Origin of the sequence: Streptomyces sp. NPDC050416 (assembly GCF_044458845.1) — a bacterium.
In the GTDB taxonomy this organism is placed as follows: Bacteria; Actinomycetota; Actinomycetes; order Streptomycetales; family Streptomycetaceae; genus Streptomyces.
Genome location: NZ_JBITII010000001.1, coordinates 898,540 through 916,418, shown reverse-complemented (window position 1 = coordinate 916,418; position 17,879 = coordinate 898,540). Strand labels below are relative to the sequence as shown.

Genomic DNA, 17,879 nt, shown 5'->3' with positions numbered 1-17,879 from the left:
TTCGCGTGGAGCTGCAGGGGAGCTCACTCGAGTTCAGCCTCGGAAGCCGAGCAGGCCGTGCAGCGTCGAGCCCTTCGAGGAGGCCGCGTTCCCGGCGGCCGGCTTCGGGTCGGGCAGTGCCTCGCACACCGCGTCCGCCTCGCCGTGGCCGCGCGGCACCGTGCCGTCGGAGAGGTACGCCGCCAAATGCTCGTCCAGGCAGGTGTTCCCGCTCAGCGTGATGCCGTGGTTGCCGCCGCCCTCCTCGACCACCAGGCTGGAGTCCGCCAGCAGATGATGGACGGTGACACCGCCCTCGTAAGGGGTGGCCGCGTCGCCGGTCGCCTGGAACAGCAGGGCGGGTGGCAGTTTGCCGTTGGCGACGTTCACCGGCTTCAGCGAGTCCGCCGGCCAGAACGCGCACGGCGCGTTGTACCAGGCGTTGTTCCAGGTCATGAACGGCGCCTTCTCGTGCACCGCCCAGTTGTCCTCGCGCCACCGGTGCCAGTCGCGCGGCCAGCCGGCGTCCCGGCACTGCACCGAGGTGTAGATGCTGTAGCCGTTGGCGCCGGAGGCGTCGAGGGCACCGAGGGCCTCGTACGCCTCGACCAGCGGCTCGGGTTTCCCGTCGTTCACGTAGGCCGCGAACGCCTCGGCCAGACGCGGCCAGTGGCCGTTGTGGTAGCCGCCCGGGATGAAGGTGTCCTCCAGCTCCGCCGCCCCCACCCTGGCGCCCGCCGGCTTCTTCGCCAGCGCCGCCCGCATCGCGTACCACCTGGCCTCGATCCGCTCCGGGTCGGTGCCGAGCCGGTACGTCGCGTCGTGCTCGGCGACCCAGGCCAGGAAGGCGCGGTGGCGGTCGTTGAAGGCCAGGTCCTGGTTGAGGTTGGCGTCGTACCAGACCTCCGTGGGGTCGACGACCGAGTCCAGGACCAGGCGCCGGACGCGCTCCGGGAAGAGCTTGGCGTAGACCGCGCCCAGGTAGGTGCCGTACGAGTAACCGAGGTAGTTGATCCGCTTGGCGCCCAGGGCCTTCCGGATGGCGTCCATGTCGCGCACGGCGCTGATGGTGTTCAGGTACGGCAGCAGACGCCCGTACTTCTTGCCGCAGGCCCTCGCGAAGGACTCGGCGCGGGCGAGGTTGGCCCGCTCGATCGCGGGTGTCGTCGGCAGGGAGTCCGGGCGCACCGGGGCGAAGTGGCCGGGGCGGCAGTCCAGCGCGGGCCGGCTCTTGCCCACGCCGCGCGGGTCGAACCCGATGACGTCGTACTGCGCCGCCACTTTCCCGGGCAGCGCGGACGCGACGAACCCGGCGAGCGCCAGACCGCTGCCGCCGGGGCCGCCGGGGTTGACCAGCAGCGGGCCCTGGTAGGTCCTGGCGGTGTGCGGGACGCGGGACAGGGCGAGGGTGATCCGCCGGCCGTGTGGCCTGCGGTGGTCGAGCGGCACCTTCAGGGACGCGCACTGGAGCGTCGGGTAGTTCTTGGTGGCGCAGTTCTTCCAGGTGGGTTCCGCGGTGGATTCCTCGACGGGTTCCGCGGAGTGCACGGGCTCCGCGGTGCGCGGTGCGCTCGCCTCGGCGGGAACGGCCGTGAGGGTACCGGCCATGACGGCGGCGGCGCCGCACAGCGCGGCTGCGCGTTTTCTCATGGAGTCCTCCCAGGACGGCGGGATGGAGGACCGCGAGGGTCACCGTCCTCGCCGCATCGTCCCGGAGAGGAGTCCTGGAAGAGCTCATTCCATCACTGTCATGACCCGGATGGATCTTCGGATACGCTCGAACGCTCCTCAAGGGATGCGCTGGAACGCCTTAAAGGAGCGAGAGTTGTGTCGGCCCGGACACCGGGGGCTCCCCGGCCGGCTCCGGGGGCCGGATCCGGCGCGGCATCCCCGCGCGCGTCGGCCCGATGCCGTACTCCTCGGCCAGCTCGTGCACCTGACGGGTGATCCGGCGCTGGTACCACTTCGGGGCGTAGGAGCCCGCCGCGTACAGCCGCTCGTAGCGTGGCACCAGGTGGGGGTGGTGCTGCCCCAGCCAGGTCATGAACCACTCGCGGGCGCCCGGCCGCAGATGCAGCACCAGCGGGGTGACGGACGTGGCGCCGGAGGCCGCGATCGCCCGTACGGTGGCCCGCAGCCGGTCCGGCTGGTCGCTCAGGAACGGGATGACCGGCGCCATCAGCACCCCGCAGCCGATGCCGTGCTCGCCGAAGGTCCGTACGACCTCCAGGCGCCGCTCCGGCGCGGGCGTGCCCGGCTCGACGGTCCGCCACAGCTCCTGGTCGGTGAAGCCGACCGACACGGAGATGCCGACGTCGGTCACCTCCGCGGCCTGCTTGATGAGGTCCAGGTCGCGCAGGATCAAGGTGCCCTTGGTCAGGATCGAGAAGGGGTTCGCGTGATCACGCAGGGCCGAGATGATGCCCGGCATCAGGCGGTAGCGGCCCTCGGCGCGCTGATAGCAGTCGACGTTCGTGCCCATCGCGATGTGCTCGCCCTGCCAGCGGCGCGAGCCGAGCTGCCGGCGCAGCAGCTCCGGCGCGTTGGTCTTCACCACGATCTGGGAGTCGAAGCCCAGGCCCGTGTCGAGGTCGAGATAGCTGTGCGTCTTGCGCGCGAAGCAGTACACACACGCGTGTGAGCAGCCGCGATAGGGATTGACGGTCCACTGGAACGACATCCGGGAGACCGCCGGCACCCGGTTGATGATCGAGCGGGCCCGGATTTCGTGGAAGGTGATTCCCGCGAACTCCGGCGTGTCGAAGGTGCGGGTGGTGACGGCGTCCGCGCCGAACAGCGCGGCGTCGGCCCGGCTGTGTTCGGAGTCCTCGGTGAGGTTGTCCCAGCGCATGACGCCTCCTCGGTAGCACTGACCACAGAATAGAACACATGTTCCCTTGATCGTGCGAGGGTGTTTCCGAACGGGTGCGACCGGGTTGGGCGACCCCGATTTGGGGGGCCGGGCAGCGGGGTGGTTGGCTTGCCCCCAACCCCCGAGAACCCATGTCCTGGAGGAAAGCGATGGCGCAGGTCGAGGCCACTACGGAGCGGATCGTCGCGGCGGACGCGGAGACGGTGTTCGACGCCCTCGCCGACTACAGCGGCACGCGCGCGAAGCTGCTGCCCGAGCAGTTCAGCGAGTACGAGGTCCGCGAGGGCGGTGACGGCGAGGGCACCCTCGTCCACTGGAAGCTCCAGGCCACCAGCAAGCGCGTGCGCGACTGCCTCCTGGAGGTCAGTGAGCCCACGGACGGAGAGCTGGTCGAGAAGGACCGCAACTCCTCCATGGTCACCACCTGGCGGGTCACCCCGGCCGGCGACGGCAGGTCCCGGGTCGTCGTGACCACCACCTGGACCGGCGCCGGCGGTATCGGCGGCTTCTTCGAGAAGACCTTCGCGCCCAAGGGCCTCGGCCGGATCTACGACGCGCTGCTCGCCCGACTCGCCGCCGAGGTCGAGAAGTAGCCTTCCCAAGGCGCAAATACTGAAGGGCCGTTGTGCCCCTCACCGGTTCGAGTGATGTCCGTACGGCTCGCTCCTGTGCCGTAACTCGTCGCGCTTGCTCGTAGTTGTCGCTTTTACGCGGGAATTGTGCGGCAGCGCGACGAGGGGAGCGGTAGGTGGGCGGGATCACTCTGGCGCAGGACGAACCGGCGGTGGCACCTCCCGAACCTCCCGCCCCGCCGCCGGCCCCGGCCGTCGAACTGAGCCCGCGCAGAGTGCGGTTGGTCTTCCTCGCACTCCTGCCGGCCCTGCTCCTCGCCGCCCTGGAGCAGATGATCGTCGCCACGGCGCTCCCGAAGATCGTCGGTGAGCTGCACGGCCTGGACCGGATGTCCTGGGCGATCACCGCCTACCTGCTCACCGCGACGGTCGGACTGCCGGTCTACGGCAAGCTCGGCGACCTGCTCGGCCGCAAGGGCGTCTTCCAGTTCGCGATCGTCGTCTTCGTCGCCGGCTCCGCGCTCGCGGGCCGGGCGCAGACCATGGACCAGCTGATCGCCTTCCGCGCCCTCCAGGGCGCCGGCGCGGGCGGCCTCGTGATCGGTGTCCAGGCGATCATCGCGGACATCGTGCCCGCCCGGCAGCGCGGCCGCTACCTGGGCCTGATCGGCGCCGCCTTCGGACTCGCCTCCGTGGCCGGGCCGTTGCTGGGCGGCTACTTCACCGACCATCTCTCCTGGCGCTGGTGCTTCTACGTCAACGTGCCCTTCGGCCTGGTCACACTGGCCGTCGTCGCCATCGCGCTGAAGCTGCCGAAACCGGCGGGCAAGGCCCGGCTGGACCTCCTCGGCGCGCTGCTGCTGACCGCCGCCTCCACCTGCCTGGTCCTGCTGACCAGTTGGGGCGGCACCGAGTACGCCTGGGACTCGCGCGTGATCCTCGGCCTCGGCGCCGGAGCGGCCGTGGCGACCGTCCTCTTCCTCGTCGCCGAGCACTTCGCCGCCGAACCCCTCATCCCCCTGCGGCTGTTCAGGGACTCCGTCTTCAACGTCACCGGCCTGGTCGGCCTGGTGACCGGAGCCGGGCTGTTCGGGGCCGCCAGCTATCTGCCGACCTACCTCCAGATGGTCGACGGGGTCTCCGCCACCGAGTCGGGCCTGCTCATGCTGCCCATGACGGCCGGCATCGTCGGTGCCTCCGTCATCGCCGGTCAGCTCATCAGCCACACCGGCCGCTACAAGGCCTACCCGATCCTCGGCTGCGCCCTCTCCGCCGCCGGCATGTGGCTGCTGTCCCGCCTCGACGCCGACACGCCCCGGCTGCACTACAGCGTCTGGACGGCCGTCCTCGGCGCCGGCATCGGCATGGTGATGCCGGCGCTGATCCTCGCCGTGCAGAACTCCGTGCGCCCCGCCGACCTGGGCACCGCGACCAGCGCCAACAACTACTTCCGGCAGATCGGCGGCAGCGTCTCGGCCGCCGTCCTCGGCGCGTTCCTCGCCGGCCGGCTCGCCGACGCCCTGGCCCATCACCTGCCCACGCGCGCGGGCGACCGGCTCCCCGACCCCGAGTCCCTCACCCCGCAGCTCGTGCACGCCCTGCCCCCCAGGCTGCGCGACGGCTACATCGGGGCGTACGCCGACGCCATGCCGCGGATCTTCCTCTACCTGGTGCCGGTGCTGGCCCTCGGGCTGGTCATCGCCCTCTTCCTCAAGGAGAAACCCCTGGTGTCCCACCACGCATCCGTCACAGACCTGTACACGGAGCCGGGGAGCACCCCGATCCCGCAGGCCCGCGCTCCGCACACCGCCGGGATCCCCGTCTGCGGCTCGGTGCAGCACCACGACGGGACCGTCGTGCCCCGCGCGGCGCTCACCCTCATCGACGCCACCGGCCGGCAGACCGGGCGCGGCGCGAGCGGTGAGGACGGGCGCTACGCGCTGGCCACTCCGGGGCCCGGCTCCTACGTGCTGATCGCCGCCGCGGGCGGCCACCAGCCGCAGGCGGTCTCCGTGACCGTGGGCGAGCGCCCCGTCGAACTGGACATCGTCCTCGGCGGCGCGGGCAACCTCGTCGGCACCGTGGTCACCGCCGACGGCACCCCCGTACGGGACGCCGGCGTCACGCTCACCAACGCGCACGGAGAGGTGGTGGCCACCACCCGCAGCGGCCGCGAGGGCGGCTACGTCATCACCGATCTGGTGGCAGGCGAGTACACCCTCGCCGCCAGCGCCCCCGCCTTCCGCCCGGCCGCGCTCCCCGTCACCGTCCAGGCCGCCCGCGAGACCCGCCGGGACATCGAACTGGCCGGCGGCGCCCTGCTGCGCGGCACGGTCCGGGCGGGCGGCGGACGGCCCGTGGAGGACGCGCGGGTGACGCTGCTCGACGTGGCGGGCAACGTCGTCGACACCCTCACCACCGGGCCCGACGGCACGTTCCGGTTCGTCGACCTGTCCTCCGGCGAGTACACCGTCATCGCCGCCGGCTACCCGCCCGTCGCCACCGTCCTCCAGGTCGCCGGAGGCGGCCGCACCGAGCGGGACCTCCAGCTCGGACACGAGGACTGACCCGCACCGGCGCGCGGGGTCGCACGCCGGTGCGCACCCCGCGCGACCAATTCCCCCGTTGCCGCACACGGCGACCGGCGGTCGCCGTACGGTGGTGATGCGGATCCGTGGGGAGAGAGGGCATGGACCGTGGCACCGAGAGCGCCGAGTACGGTTCGGTGACCGACCCCACCGGGCCCGGCCGTGTCCCCCTGGCCGTGGTCGTCGTCGACCGCGAAGGCCTCGTGTCGCACTGGAGCCGGGGCGCACGGCGCCTGTTCGGCGTCCCCAAGGACGAGGCCATCGGCCGCCCGGCCCTCGACCTGCTCCCCGTCTCCGGCGCACTCCCCGAGGACCAGGACACCACCCCGTACGAGGCCTACGACGGTCTGGGGCCCGGCCTCGGACCGTCCCTCGACGGCGGGCTGTCCTACCCGGCGGCCGGCCGCGCCCGGCTCACCGCTCCCGGCAGCGACCGGGTCGACGTCCTGTGGTGGGCCTACCCCCTGGTCGGCACCGGCCCCGAGCGGCTTCTCGTGCTGGCCGCCGACGCGGACGGGCTGCGCGCCGGCGGCATCGACGGGGCGTTCGAGCGGATCGCGCCCGGCTTCGCGCCGCACACCGACTTCCCCGGCTCGGAGGACCTCGCCCGCAGGCTCCCCGAGATCCTGCCCGGCATGAGCGTCGGCGAGAGCGCCCGCATCGTCGCGCAGGTCCTCGAACTCGGCTACCCGGTCCTGGAGTTCAGCCAGAACGACCGGGTGCCCATCACCCAGGACTGGGGTGTGGCCCGGCGCGCCGAGCGCAAGGCACGCCGGGAACGCGCCGCGCGGGCTCTCGCCGCCGGCGAGCCCGTCCCGGAGGAACTGCGCGACGAGGGCGAGGACCTCGAGTACGCCGCCGTCCGCGAGCGCCTGGAGTTCCTCAACGAGGTCAGCGGCCGCATCGGCACCTCCCTCGACCTGTCCCGCACGATCATCGAGGTCAGCAGGGCCGTCGTGCCCCGCTTCACCGACGTCGCCGGGACCTATCTGCGCGAACAGGTCGTCGCGGGCGAGGGGTTCCCGGAGGGCGTGCCCGACACGACGACCCTGTGGCACCGGGTCGCCGTCGAGCACACCGACGAACCCGGCCGCTGGGACGACGTCGTGCCCGTCGGCGAGGCCATGCCGTTCCCGGCGCACACGCCGTTCTTCCAGTGCATGACGACCGGCGAACCCGTGCTCGTGCCGCACATCGGCGAGGAGATGGGCCACGCCATCGCCGCGCAGTTCGAGAAGCGCGACATCCGGCCGCTCATCACGGGCCGCTCCATGCTGGTCGTTCCCCTGAAGGCCCGCCAGGTCGTGCTCGGCTTCATGATCCTGCTGCGGCACCCGGAGCGGCCCGTCTTCAACGACATGGACCGGGTCACCGGCGCCGAACTCGCCGCCCGCGCGGGGCTGGTGCTCGACAACGCGCGCATGTACACGTTTCAGGAGAACGTCGCCGAGACGCTCCAGGACAGCATGCTGCCGCACATCCCGTCCCGCATGGCGGGCTGCGACATCGCCACCCGCTATCTGCCCGGCACGCTGCTCGGGCGGGTCGGCGGCGACTGGTTCGACGCGGTGAAGCTGCCCGGCGGGCGCACCGCGTTCGTCGTCGGCGACGTCATGGGCCACGGACTGAACTCGGCCGCATGATGGGGCAGTTGCGCACGGCCGTGCAGACCATGGCCGGGCTCGACCTGCCGCCCGCCCAGCTGCTGCGCAACCTCGACGACCTCGCCCAGCGCCTCGGCGACAGCTACCTTGCGACCTGCCTGTACGCCGTCTACGACCCGATCGCGGGCGAACTGCACCTCGCCAACGCCGGTCACATCCCGCCCGTCCTGGTCCGCGCCGAGGACGGGCGCAGCGAACTGCTCGGTCTGCCCACCGGGGCGCCCATCGGCGTCGGCGGGGTGCCCTTCGAGGCGGTACGGGTGCGCGTCGGGCCCGGCGACCGGCTGGTGATGTGCACCGACGGGCTGGTCGAGGTGCGCGGCGAGGACATCGGCGTGGGCCTGGCGACCCTCTGCGCATCAGCCGCCCACCCGGCCGCCTCCATGGACGACGCCTGCGACACGATCATCCGGTCCCTCAACACGTGTGGCGGCCGCAAGGACGACGTGGCGCTGCTCATGGCCCGCCTGAACGGCATCGAACCGGACGACGTGGCCGAGTGGCGGCTCGCCCTCGAACCGGCCGAGGTCGGCCGGGCCCGCGCGGCGGTCCGCGAGCAACTGCACGACTGGGGCCTGGCGAAGCTGGCCGCGCCCGCCGAGCTGCTGGTCAGCGAACTCGTCACCAACGCCGTACGGCACTCCCGCGCCCGCCCCGTCGAACTGCGCCTGGTCCGCGGCGACACCCTGCTGTGCGAGGTGGACGACGACGACCACGACCTGCCGACGCTGCTCGGCACGGGCCCGCTCGACGACTCCGGGCGCGGTCTGCGGGTCGTCAGCACGCTGTCCCGCGAGTGGGGTACCAGCCGGACCAAGGCCGGCAAGACGGTCTGGTTCGAGCTGACCCTGCCGCGCCGCTGAACACCACCGCCGTCGACACCCTGGGGAGTGGGCATGAGCGTGACGAGCCGGTACCGGGAGGCCTGGGAGGGGTTCTGGCGGGAGGCGCCCGACGAACCCGGGGCGGTGATGTGGGACGCCGAGCCGGCCGTGACCGCCGGCCCGCATCTCGCCCTGTTCGAACCGCACCTGGCCGATCCCGCGCTGCCGCTGGTGGACCTCGGCTGCGGCAACGGCACCCAGACGCGCTTCCTCGCCGACCGCTTCCCGCGGGTCGTGGGCGCCGACCTGTCCGCCGCGGCCCTCGACCACGCCCGGCGGGCCGACCCGGCGGGGCAGGCCTCCTACCGGCAGCTGGACGCCGCCGAGAAGAGTGAGGCGCAGGCCCTGCACGCCGAGTTCGGCGACACCAACGTCTACATGCGGGGCGTGCTGCACCAGTGCGAGCCGGACGACCGGCAGGCGCTGGCCGACGGGATCGCCACGCTGGTCGGCGACCGGGGCCGGGCCTTCCTCGTGGAGCTGTCGGGGGCGGCCAAGGCGGTGCTGCTGGGGCTGGCGAGCGGCCCGTCCGGTCCGCCGCCCAAGCTCGCGCCCGTGTTCCGGCACGGGCTGGCCCCCGGCGAGGTCTCCGACGACGCCGTACCCGCCTATCTGCGCTCGGCCGGTCTCACCGTCCTGGCGAGCGGCGAACTGCCCCTCCTCACCACGGAGTTCCACTCCGACGGCACGCGGATCGAGCTGCCCGCCAGGTGGCTGGTGGCGGGGCGTACGGCTTAGAGGTCCCCAAGGTAAAGGTCGTTGAGGCGGACGGTCAGCGGTCCGGGCCGCCCAGCCGGTCGGCCAGACACGCCAGGTACAGGGCCATGGCCGTCCGGTGCTCGCGCAGCGGACGGCCGGTGAGCTGCTCGATCTTGTTCATGCGGTAGACGACGGTGTTGCGGTGGATGTGCAGCGCCGCGGACGCCCGTACGAGGTTGAAGCCGCTCTCGCACCAGGCGGTGATCGTGTCGCGCAGGGCAGGCCAGTCCGGCTGCTCCCGCAGCCGGGCGGCGGTCAGGTCGAGCAGCCGGTTACGGGCGGACTGGCTCACCGCAGCCAGGAGCTGGTGGACCCGCAGATCGCCGATCGCGTGGACGGTGGAGCCGCCGTCCACCCGGGCGCCCAGGCGCAGCGCGTCGCACGCGTCCTGGTACGAGTCGTGCAGAGCGCCGACAGAGGTGGCCGGTTCGCCGATGCCCGCGCGGGCGGTGAGCCCGTCCTGGGCGGCGATGACGTCCGTGACCCGGCGGCAGTCGGCGGCCGGCGCGTCCGCCGGGGCCCGGGCAGGGAGCCGGTGCAGGACGCCGATCCAGCCGGGAGCCGTGCCGGCGACGATGTCCTGCGGGTCGGCGAAGACGTCGCGGACCGTACGCAGCAGCTCGGAGCGGACCAGCGCCACGTCCCGGGCCCGGGCGCCCCGACGGGCGCCCGAATCCGGCACGGTCACCTCGAACGCCACCGCGACCCGGCGCAGCCGCAGGTCGAAGCCGAGGTCGGCGGCCCGGAACATCAGCAGGTCGCCCTCCACGACCAGCGGGTCGTACGCGGCGATGTCGGTGAGCAGCTTCTCGGCCGCCCGCTCGGCGAGCAGCCGCGAGCGCAGCATCACGGACTCGCGGATCAGGATCTCCGTCTGCCGCTTCACCAGCAGCCCGAAGCGGCCCACCTGGGCGGGGGTGCCGGTGATCCCGACGGTTCCCACCGCCCGCCCGTCCGTGACCAGGGGCAGGGTGATTCCGGGCCGGACCCCGCGCAGCGACTGGGCCTGAGAGGCGTTGTGCGTGGCGGGTTCCTTGGTGCGGACGACCTCGACGGACGCCTCATGGAAGGTGCCGACGCGGCTGCTGTCGCCGCTGCCGATGACCATGCCCTCGGCGTCGGTGATCAGCACGTTGAAGCCGATGACCGCGGAGGTGTCCCCGGCGATCTCCTGCGCGAGTGACGGGCTCAGCATGGGCGATTCCTCCCGCCAGGGGCGGTCCGGGTTGGACGCACCGTACAGGGGAGGCAGGCATTCCGGCGACAAGTTCGTACGAAGTGAACGGTGACGCGCGGCGGGCCTGTGCCTAGCTTTGGGGCTCATCACCTCCCCGCCGGGAGCACAGTGTCCGGTGAATCGGCGGGATCCTTCAGCACCGAGACGGAAGGCCCGAGCCGATGATCCGTGTGCGCTCGCTCGCTCTCGCTTTGTCCGCGATGCTCCTGATATCCACCGCCGCCTGCGGCTCGGGCGGGGACGACGTCCCGAAGAACGTGTCCGCCGAGACCGCCGCGCTGGGCACGCTCACGCCCGGCGTCCTCAAGGTGGCCGTCCAGCCCTACGCGCCCTACACCAGCGTCCAGGACGGCAGAATCGTCGGACTCGACGGCGACATCCTCGCCCACGCCGCCAAGAAGCTGGGCCTGAAGATCGAGCCGGAGGTGACGGACTTCGCGGGCATGCTCGCCGGGGTGCAGTCCCGCCGGGTCGACATCACCATCGGCGGCGTCGCCTGGTCCGCCGACCGGCAGAAACAGGGGCTGTTCACCGATCCGCCCTACTACTCGCCCCCGGCGATGGCCGTCCGCAGCGGCAAGACGTACAAGACGGTCGGGGACCTGGAGGGGCTGAATCTGGGCACCGTCGAGGGCTACGTCTGGGTCAAGTCTATCCAGGCCGTGCCGGGTGGCAAGCTGCACGCCTACCCGGACGCCAACGGCGTCTTCGACGACCTGGGCGCCGGCCGGGTCGACGTCGGCTTCCTCGACCCGCTGATCATCATCGCGGCGCAGAAGCAGCGCCCGGAGCTGAAGATCGACACGCAGTACCTGACGCCGCCGACCGCCGCGCAGGTGAAGGCCAAGCCCGCCTACGCGTACTTCCAGCCGTACCAGACCGGCTTCTACCTGCCGAAGAAGGCCACGAAGCTGGAGCGGGCGATCTCCGCGCAGATCGACGCCATGTACAAGAACGGTGAACTGGACAAGCTCGTCCGCAAGTACGGCGGCGACCCGAAGCAGTTCCTCGTGCCCGCCGCCGACGTCGCCACGGCCCGCCGGGGCGTGGACCGGCCCAAGGACTGGACGCCCCCGTCCATCGCCCAGTGAAAGCAGCCGCCATGTCCGGTCTCTTCGAGGTCCCCTGGTCCGACTACCGGCCCGATCTGATCTCCGCGCTCGGGCGCACCGTGTCCTACACGGTCGTCAGCTTCTCGGGAGCGGTGTTCCTCGGCCTGGCCGTGGCGCTGCTCCGGCTCAGCAGGGCCTGGCCGGCGCGCGCCCTCGCCGCCGTCTACACCGAGGTGTTCAAGAACGTCCCGCTGCTCGCCATCATCTTCCTGACCTACTTCGGCCTCGCCTCGGCCGGGATCCGGCTGGACGTCTTCACGGCCGGCTGCCTCAGCCTGGTCGTCTTCTACGCCGCCTACCTGTCCGAGATCTTCCGCGCCGCGATCAGCGGCGTGCACGCGGGACAGACCGAGGCCGGCGAGGCCCTGGGTGTCGGCAGGACCGGCATCTTCCGCCACATCGTGCTCCCGCAGGCCCTCCGGCTGGCCCTGCCCGGCACCAACACCATGCTCGTCGACCTGCTCAAGTCCACCTCGCTGCTGGTCACCGTCTCCGCCGCCGAGCTGATGTCCGAGGGACGGCTCATCACCTCGGCCACCTTCCGGGCCCTGGAGGTGTACCTGGTCGTCGCCGCGATCTACTTCGCCCTCTGCTACCCGCTGTCCCAACTGCTGCTGCTCCTGGAGCGCAAGGTCCGGTCGGGAGTGCCCCTGTCGCCGTGGCGACGGCGGCGCCTGCGGGCGGCCCGTGCCCTGCTGGCCGCCGAGCCGGCCGCCGCCGTTCCCGTGAAGGAGGTTTCCGCATGACCGAGTCAGTGGCCGCGGCGACGCCCGCCGCCCGGGCATCCTCCCAGGCCGTCATACGGATCGAGGGGCTGTGCAAGTCCTTCGACGGCCGGCTCGTGCTCGACCGGGTGAACCTGGAGGTCGGCCGGGGCAGCATCGTCAGCGTCATCGGCCAGAGCGGGGGCGGCAAGACGACCCTGATGCGCTGCGTGAACCTGCTGGAACGCCCGGACCAGGGCACCGTCGAGGTCGCCGGTGAGACCGTCCACCAGGGCGGCCGCATGGTCTGCCGCGACCTGCCCAGGCTGCGCCGCACGGTCGGCATGGTCTTCCAGCGGTTCCATCTGTTCCCGCACCTGACGGCGGTGGAGAATGTGGTGCTCGCCCAGCGCAAGGCCGGAGTGCCCGAAGCCCAGGCCCTGGAGCGGGCCGTTGCCCTGCTGCGCCGGGTCGGGGTGGCCCACCGCGCCCTCGCCCAGCCCGAGCAGCTCTCCGGCGGCGAACAGCAGCGCGTCGCCATCGCGCGGGCCCTCGCCCTGAGGCCCGAGGTGCTGCTCTTCGACGAGCCCACCTCCTCCCTGGACCCCGAGGCGACCCGGGAGGTGCTGTCCGTGATGCGCGAACTGGCCGCCGACGGGATGACGATGCTGCTCGTCACCCACGAACTGCCCTTCGCCCGCGAGGTGTCCGACCACGTCGTGTTCGTCGACGGCGGCCGGATCGTGGAGGAGGGCCGGCCCGAGGACGTCCTGGACACCCCCGCCGAGGCCCGCACCAGGGAGTTCCTGGCGTCGTACGGGAACGCGTCATGAGCGCCGTGTCGGGCCCCGTCGTCGTGGTGGGCGGCGGCGTGGTCGGGCTGTGCACGGCCTACTACCTGGCCGCCGCGGGGCTGCCGGTGGAGGTGGTCGAGCGGCGCCGGCTCGGGTCCGGGGCGTCGAGGGGCAACGCCGGCTGGGTCTGCCTCAGCCACTCCACGCCGGTGCCGGCGCCGGGCGTGGTGCGCTACGCCCTGCGCTCGCTGGGCCGTCCCGACTCCCCGCTCTACCTGCGGCCGCTTCCGGACCCGGCGTTCGTGCGGTGGCTGTGGCGGTTCTGGCGCAGCAGCACCCCGGCCGTCTTCAAGCGCGGCTACGCGGCGGTCGCCGAGCTGAACCGCGAGACCTTCGGCCTGTTCGACGGCATGCGCGAGGCCGGGGTGGACACGACGCTGACCCGGCCCGGGATGGTGCACGCCTTCCTGTCGCCTGCCGAGGCCCGGCACCACCTCGCGCTCCAGCGGGAGATGGCGGACGGGCACTATCCCGTGCCCGACGACATCGTCACGGGCGCCGAGGCCCACCTGCTGGACGAGGCGCTGTCACCGGCCGTGCGCGCGGCCTACCTCGTGGCGGGGGAGGGGGTCGTCGACCCGGAGGCGTTCGCGCGTGCCCTGGGCGAGGCACTGGCCGCCGCTGGTGTGAAGATCCACGAGAACGCCGAGGTCACCGGGTTCCGTTCGACGGGCGGCCGGGTCACCGCCCTGCGCACCGCCGACACCGAACTGCCCTGTGCGGCGGTCGTCGTCGCGGCGGGCATGCGCTCGCCGGACCTGCTCGGATTCCTGGGGCACCATCTGCCCCTCCAGGCAGGGAAGGGCTACAGCTTCTCCGTGGACCTGGATCCGGCGCCCCGGCACACGCTGTACTTCGGCGAGCGCCGGGCCGTCGCCTCACCGATCGGCGGCACCACGCGGATCGGCGGCACGATGGAGCTCAGCGGCAACAACAACCGCCTCGACTGGCGCCGTATCGTCGCGGTCGCCCTCGCGAGCCGGCACTACCTGGGCCGCTGGTTCGACGACCCGGACGACCTGGTCGGCCTGATCCGGGACCCCTGGGTGGGCGGGCGGCCGTTCCTCCCCGACGGACTCCCGGTGATCGACCGCGTCCCCGGGCACGACAACGCCTACGCCGCCACCGGCCACGGCATGCTCGGGGTCACCCTGGGCCCGGTCACCGGGCAGCGGCTCGCCCAGTACGTCATCACCGGGCGGCGGCCCGAGGCCCTCGTGCCCTTCGGCTTCGACCGGCTGCGGAGCTGAGCGCGACGCGGTCTGGCGGGCGGGGATTTTGTCGATGTACCGTCATGTCGCCCCCATATGTGCACCTGTCTCGTCCCCCGGAGGACAGTCATGCCGTTGCCCTGGTTACGGATGCTGGTCGCGTCGACGGCGGCATTGGCGCTGGCCGGTCCGCCCGCCGTCGCCACCGCCTCCCCGCCGGACCGGGACGGCGTGCGCGCGAGCGTGCACACCGCCGGGCGGGTCAAGGACGCGGGGGACGTGCTCCAGTACAGCTGGCCCGGCGTGTACTTCGAGGGCCGGTTCCGCGGCACCGGCGTGGGCGTCGTGCTCGACGACCCGGCCGCCGACTACGACGTCCAGATCGACGGAACCACCGTCGCCACCCTCGTCACGCCGGGCAGGACCACCCACTGGATCAAGGGTCTGCGCGACGGCGTGCACACCGTCCGGCTCGTCAAGCGCAACGACACCCCCTGGAGCACCAGCTCGTTCGGCGGCTTCGTCGCCGCGCCCGGCGGCGCCGTCCTCGGCAGACCGGCCGCACGCAGCCGCCGGATCGAGTTCGTCGGCGACTCCCTCACGGTGGGCTACGGCAACCTCTCGACCTCCCGCGACTGCACCGGCGAGCAGGTCGCGCGCACCACGAACGCCGACGTGAGCTACGGCGCCCTCACCGCCCGGCGGCTGCGCGCCGACTACCAGGTCAACGCCTATTCGGGCCTGGGCATGGTCCGCAACTACAACGGCGGGACGCCGGAGGTGAACTACCGCACCTTCTACGACCGCGCGCTGCTGAACGTGCCCGGTGACGTCTGGCAGAACCCGGGCACCTGGCGACCGCAGCTGGTGGTGGTCCACCTCGGCACCAACGACTTCTCGACCCCCGTCAACCCGGGCGAGCCGTGGACGGAGGAGAGCCTCGCCGCCGCCTACCGGAGCGCCTACAGCGGCTTCCTCCAGAAGCTGCGGACGCGCTACGGGCCCGGGACCACCCTCCTGGCCGTCGGCGCCGGCCCGTTCGCCGGACACGTCCAGCAGGTGGTCGAGGAGCGCGCGGGCGCGGGCGACCGCCGGGTCCGCTACTGGCGCCTCGACGACACGGGCCTGGACTACACGGGCTGCCACTGGCACTACTCGGCCCGCGACGACCGCCTGCTCGCCGACCGGCTCACCGCGTTCATCACCGACCTGCCGATACGGTGGTGACATGTCGTAGCCGGTTCCGCCCGCAGCGCGTAACGTGACGAACCATGAAGATCTCCATCCGGGGGGACGGCTCGTCATGAGAATCCTCATCAGCGCCGACATGGAGGGCGCCACCGGCGTCACCTGGCCCGACGACGTGCTGCCGGGCGCCTCGCAGTGGGAGCGCTGCCGCTCGCTGTTCACCTCGGACGTCAACGCCGCCGTGCTCGGCTTCTACGACGGCGGCGCCGACGAGGTCGTCATCAACGAGGCGCACTCGACCATGCGCAATCTGCTGCTGGAGCAGCTGGACGAACGGGCCCAGCTGCTCACCGGGCGGCACAAGGCGCTGTCCATGGTGGAGGGCGTGCAGCACGGCGACGTGGACGGCATCGCGTTCGTCGGCTACCACGCGGGCGCCGGCATGGAGGGCGTCCTCGCGCACACCTACCTCGCGAACCAGATCACGGGCGTGTGGCTGAACGACGTACCGGCGAGCGAGGGGCTGCTCAACGCGCATGTCGTCGCCGAGTTCGGGGTGCCGGTCGTGCTGGTCACCGGGGACGACGTCGCCTGCGAGGACGCGCTCGGATACGCGCCCGAGGCGCTGAAGGTCGCCGTGAAGGACCACGTCTCGCGGTACGCGGCCGTGTGCCGGACGCCCGCCAGGACCGCGGCCGACATCCGGGCGGCGGCCAAGGAGGCGGCGTCGCTGGCGGTGCGTCACCAACCCGTGCACGGCGGCCCGTTCACCGTCGCCGTCGAGTTCGACGCCGAGCACCTGGCCATGGCCGCCACCGTCGTGCCGGGTGTGGACCGGATCGGGGAGCGGAAGGTGGCCTGCACGAGCGGGACCATGTACGAGGGCATCCGCGCCTTCAAGGCGGTCACCACGATCGTCTCGGCCGCGGTGGAGGAGCAGTATGGCTGAGCAGCCGGACCGGCAGGCGCTGGACGAGGTCGTGACGTTCACGTCCGACCTGATCCGGATCGACACCACCAACCGGGGCGGGGGCGACTGCCAGGAACGGCCCGCCGCCGAGTACGCCGCCGCGCGGCTCGCCGAGGCCGGCATCGAGCCGACGCTCCTGGAGCGCACCAAGGGCCGCACCAACGTCGTCGCCCGCGTCGAGGGCACCGACCCCTCGGCCGACGCGCTGCTGCTCCACGGCCATCTGGACGTCGTGCCCGCCGAGGCCGCCGACTGGAGCGTGCACCCGTTCTCCGGGGAGATCCGCGACGGGGTCGTCTGGGGACGCGGCGCCGTCGACATGAAGAACATGGACGCGATGATCCTCGCCGTGCTGCGCGCCTGGGCACGCCAGGGCGTCCGCCCCCGGCGGGACATCGTCATCGCGTTCACCGCGGACGAGGAGGCCAGCGCCGAGGACGGCTCCGGGTTCCTCGCCGACCGGCACGCCGCGCTGTTCGAGGGCTGCACCGAGGGCGTCAGCGAGTCGGGCGCCTTCACCTTCCACGACGGCGCGGGACGGCAGATCTACCCCGTCTCGGCCGGTGAGCGGGGCACCGCCTGGCTGAAGCTCACCGCGCGCGGCCGGGCCGGGCACGGCTCCAAGGTGAACAAGGACAACGCGGTCACCCGGCTCGCGGCCGCGATCACCCGGATCGGCGAGCACGAGTGGCCGCTGCGGCTGACCCCGACCGTGCGCGCCGCGCTCACCGAACTCGCCGTGCTGTACGGCATCGAGCCCGACCTCACCGACGTGGACCGGCTGCTCGACAAGCTCGGACCGGCCGCCCGGCTCGTCGAGTCGACCGTCCGCAACAGCGCCAACCCGACCATGCTGGACGCCGGTTACAAGATCAACGTGATTCCCGGGGAGGCCGTGGCGCACGTGGACGGCCGGTATCTGCCCGGTGGGGAGGACGAGTTCCGCGAGACCCTCGACCTGCTCACCGGGCCGGACGTGGAGTGGGAGTTCCACCACCACGAGGTGGCCTTGCAGGCGCCGGTGGACTCGGTGACGTTCGCCCGGATGCGGGCCGCCGTCGAGGAGTTCGCCCCGGAGGGGCACGTGGTGCCGTACTGCATGTCCGGCGGCACGGACGCCAAGCAGTTCTCCCGCCTCGGCATCACCGGCTACGGCTTCACACCGCTGAAGCTGCCGGAGGGCTACGACTACAACGCCATGTTCCACGGCGTCGACGAGCGGGTCCCCGTCGAGGCGCTGCACTTCGGTGTCCGAGTACTCGACCGGTTCCTGCGCACGGCCTAG

General features: G+C 72.3%; 13 protein-coding genes and 1 pseudogene. 11 read left to right on the top strand and 3 right to left on the bottom strand.

Annotated features, from left to right (window positions below):
* Positions 1 to 33: 33 nt before the first annotated feature.
* Together ACIBL4_RS04130 and ACIBL4_RS04125 are read right to left on the bottom strand one after the other, a co-directional pair.
* Positions 34 to 1,629: an alpha/beta hydrolase gene (locus ACIBL4_RS04130; protein WP_399406268.1), complete on the bottom strand. Its 1,596-nt coding sequence runs from the start codon at positions 1,627 to 1,629 to the stop codon at positions 34 to 36.
* A 160-nt stretch (positions 1,630 to 1,789) separates the two neighbouring features.
* Positions 1,790 to 2,830 carry an Rv2578c family radical SAM protein gene (locus ACIBL4_RS04125; protein ID WP_399406265.1) on the bottom strand — a complete coding sequence of 347 codons (1,041 nt, stop codon included), beginning with the start codon at positions 2,828 to 2,830 and terminating at the stop codon, positions 1,790 to 1,792.
* A 170-nt stretch (positions 2,831 to 3,000) separates the two neighbouring features.
* Here ACIBL4_RS04125 and ACIBL4_RS04120 point away from each other — a divergent pair, with 170 nt between their 5' ends.
* The 4 genes and pseudogenes from ACIBL4_RS04120 (at position 3,001) to ACIBL4_RS04105 (ending at position 9,297) form a co-directional block, all read left to right on the top strand.
* Positions 3,001 to 3,444 (top strand): SRPBCC family protein, encoded by a 444-nt coding sequence (locus tag ACIBL4_RS04120; protein WP_059423111.1) that lies wholly within the window; start codon positions 3,001 to 3,003, stop codon positions 3,442 to 3,444.
* Positions 3,445 to 3,599: 155 nt separating this feature from the next.
* Positions 3,600 to 5,990 (top strand): MFS transporter, encoded by a 2,391-nt coding sequence (locus ACIBL4_RS04115; protein WP_399406263.1) that lies wholly within the window; start codon positions 3,600 to 3,602, stop codon positions 5,988 to 5,990.
* Positions 5,991 to 6,112: 122 nt separating this feature from the next.
* Positions 6,113 to 8,538: pseudogene (locus tag ACIBL4_RS04110) on the top strand (SpoIIE family protein phosphatase).
* Between the two features lie 33 nt (positions 8,539 to 8,571).
* The gene (locus ACIBL4_RS04105) at positions 8,572 to 9,297 is read left to right on the top strand and encodes a class I SAM-dependent methyltransferase (protein ID WP_399406261.1); all 726 of its coding nucleotides are present in this window, start codon (positions 8,572 to 8,574) and stop codon (positions 9,295 to 9,297) included.
* Between the two features lie 34 nt (positions 9,298 to 9,331).
* Here ACIBL4_RS04105 and ACIBL4_RS04100 read toward each other — a convergent pair whose 3' ends face one another.
* Complete coding sequence (locus ACIBL4_RS04100; RefSeq protein WP_399406259.1) at positions 9,332 to 10,513, bottom strand: CdaR family transcriptional regulator; 1,182 nt, start codon at positions 10,511 to 10,513, stop codon at positions 9,332 to 9,334.
* A 203-nt stretch (positions 10,514 to 10,716) separates the two neighbouring features.
* Between ACIBL4_RS04100 and ACIBL4_RS04095 the strand changes: the two genes are divergently transcribed.
* From ACIBL4_RS04095 to ACIBL4_RS04065, 7 genes are all read left to right on the top strand, one after another.
* The gene (locus ACIBL4_RS04095) at positions 10,717 to 11,646 is read left to right on the top strand and encodes a substrate-binding periplasmic protein (RefSeq protein WP_399406257.1); all 930 of its coding nucleotides are present in this window, start codon (positions 10,717 to 10,719) and stop codon (positions 11,644 to 11,646) included.
* Between the two features lie 11 nt (positions 11,647 to 11,657).
* The gene (locus ACIBL4_RS04090; protein WP_399406255.1) at positions 11,658 to 12,413 is read left to right on the top strand and encodes an amino acid ABC transporter permease; all 756 of its coding nucleotides are present in this window, start codon (positions 11,658 to 11,660) and stop codon (positions 12,411 to 12,413) included.
* Entirely contained in the window at positions 12,410 to 13,204 is a 795-nt protein-coding gene (locus ACIBL4_RS04085) for an amino acid ABC transporter ATP-binding protein (RefSeq protein WP_399406253.1), read from the top strand. Before ACIBL4_RS04090 ends, ACIBL4_RS04085 begins: the two co-directional genes overlap by 4 nt.
* On the top strand, positions 13,201 to 14,475 hold the full coding sequence (locus tag ACIBL4_RS04080; RefSeq protein WP_399406251.1) for an NAD(P)/FAD-dependent oxidoreductase: 1,275 nt from the start codon (positions 13,201 to 13,203) through the stop codon (positions 14,473 to 14,475). The genes ACIBL4_RS04085 and ACIBL4_RS04080 overlap by 4 nt, the downstream gene beginning before the upstream one ends.
* A gap of 90 nt (positions 14,476 to 14,565) precedes the next feature.
* On the top strand, positions 14,566 to 15,663 hold the full coding sequence (locus ACIBL4_RS04075) for a GDSL-type esterase/lipase family protein (protein ID WP_399406249.1): 1,098 nt from the start codon (positions 14,566 to 14,568) through the stop codon (positions 15,661 to 15,663).
* 76 nt (positions 15,664 to 15,739) lie between these two features.
* Complete coding sequence (locus tag ACIBL4_RS04070; RefSeq protein ID WP_399406247.1) at positions 15,740 to 16,573, top strand: M55 family metallopeptidase; 834 nt, start codon at positions 15,740 to 15,742, stop codon at positions 16,571 to 16,573.
* Positions 16,566 to 17,879 (top strand): M20/M25/M40 family metallo-hydrolase, encoded by a 1,314-nt coding sequence (locus tag ACIBL4_RS04065; protein ID WP_399406245.1) that lies wholly within the window; start codon positions 16,566 to 16,568, stop codon positions 17,877 to 17,879. The genes ACIBL4_RS04070 and ACIBL4_RS04065 overlap by 8 nt, the downstream gene beginning before the upstream one ends.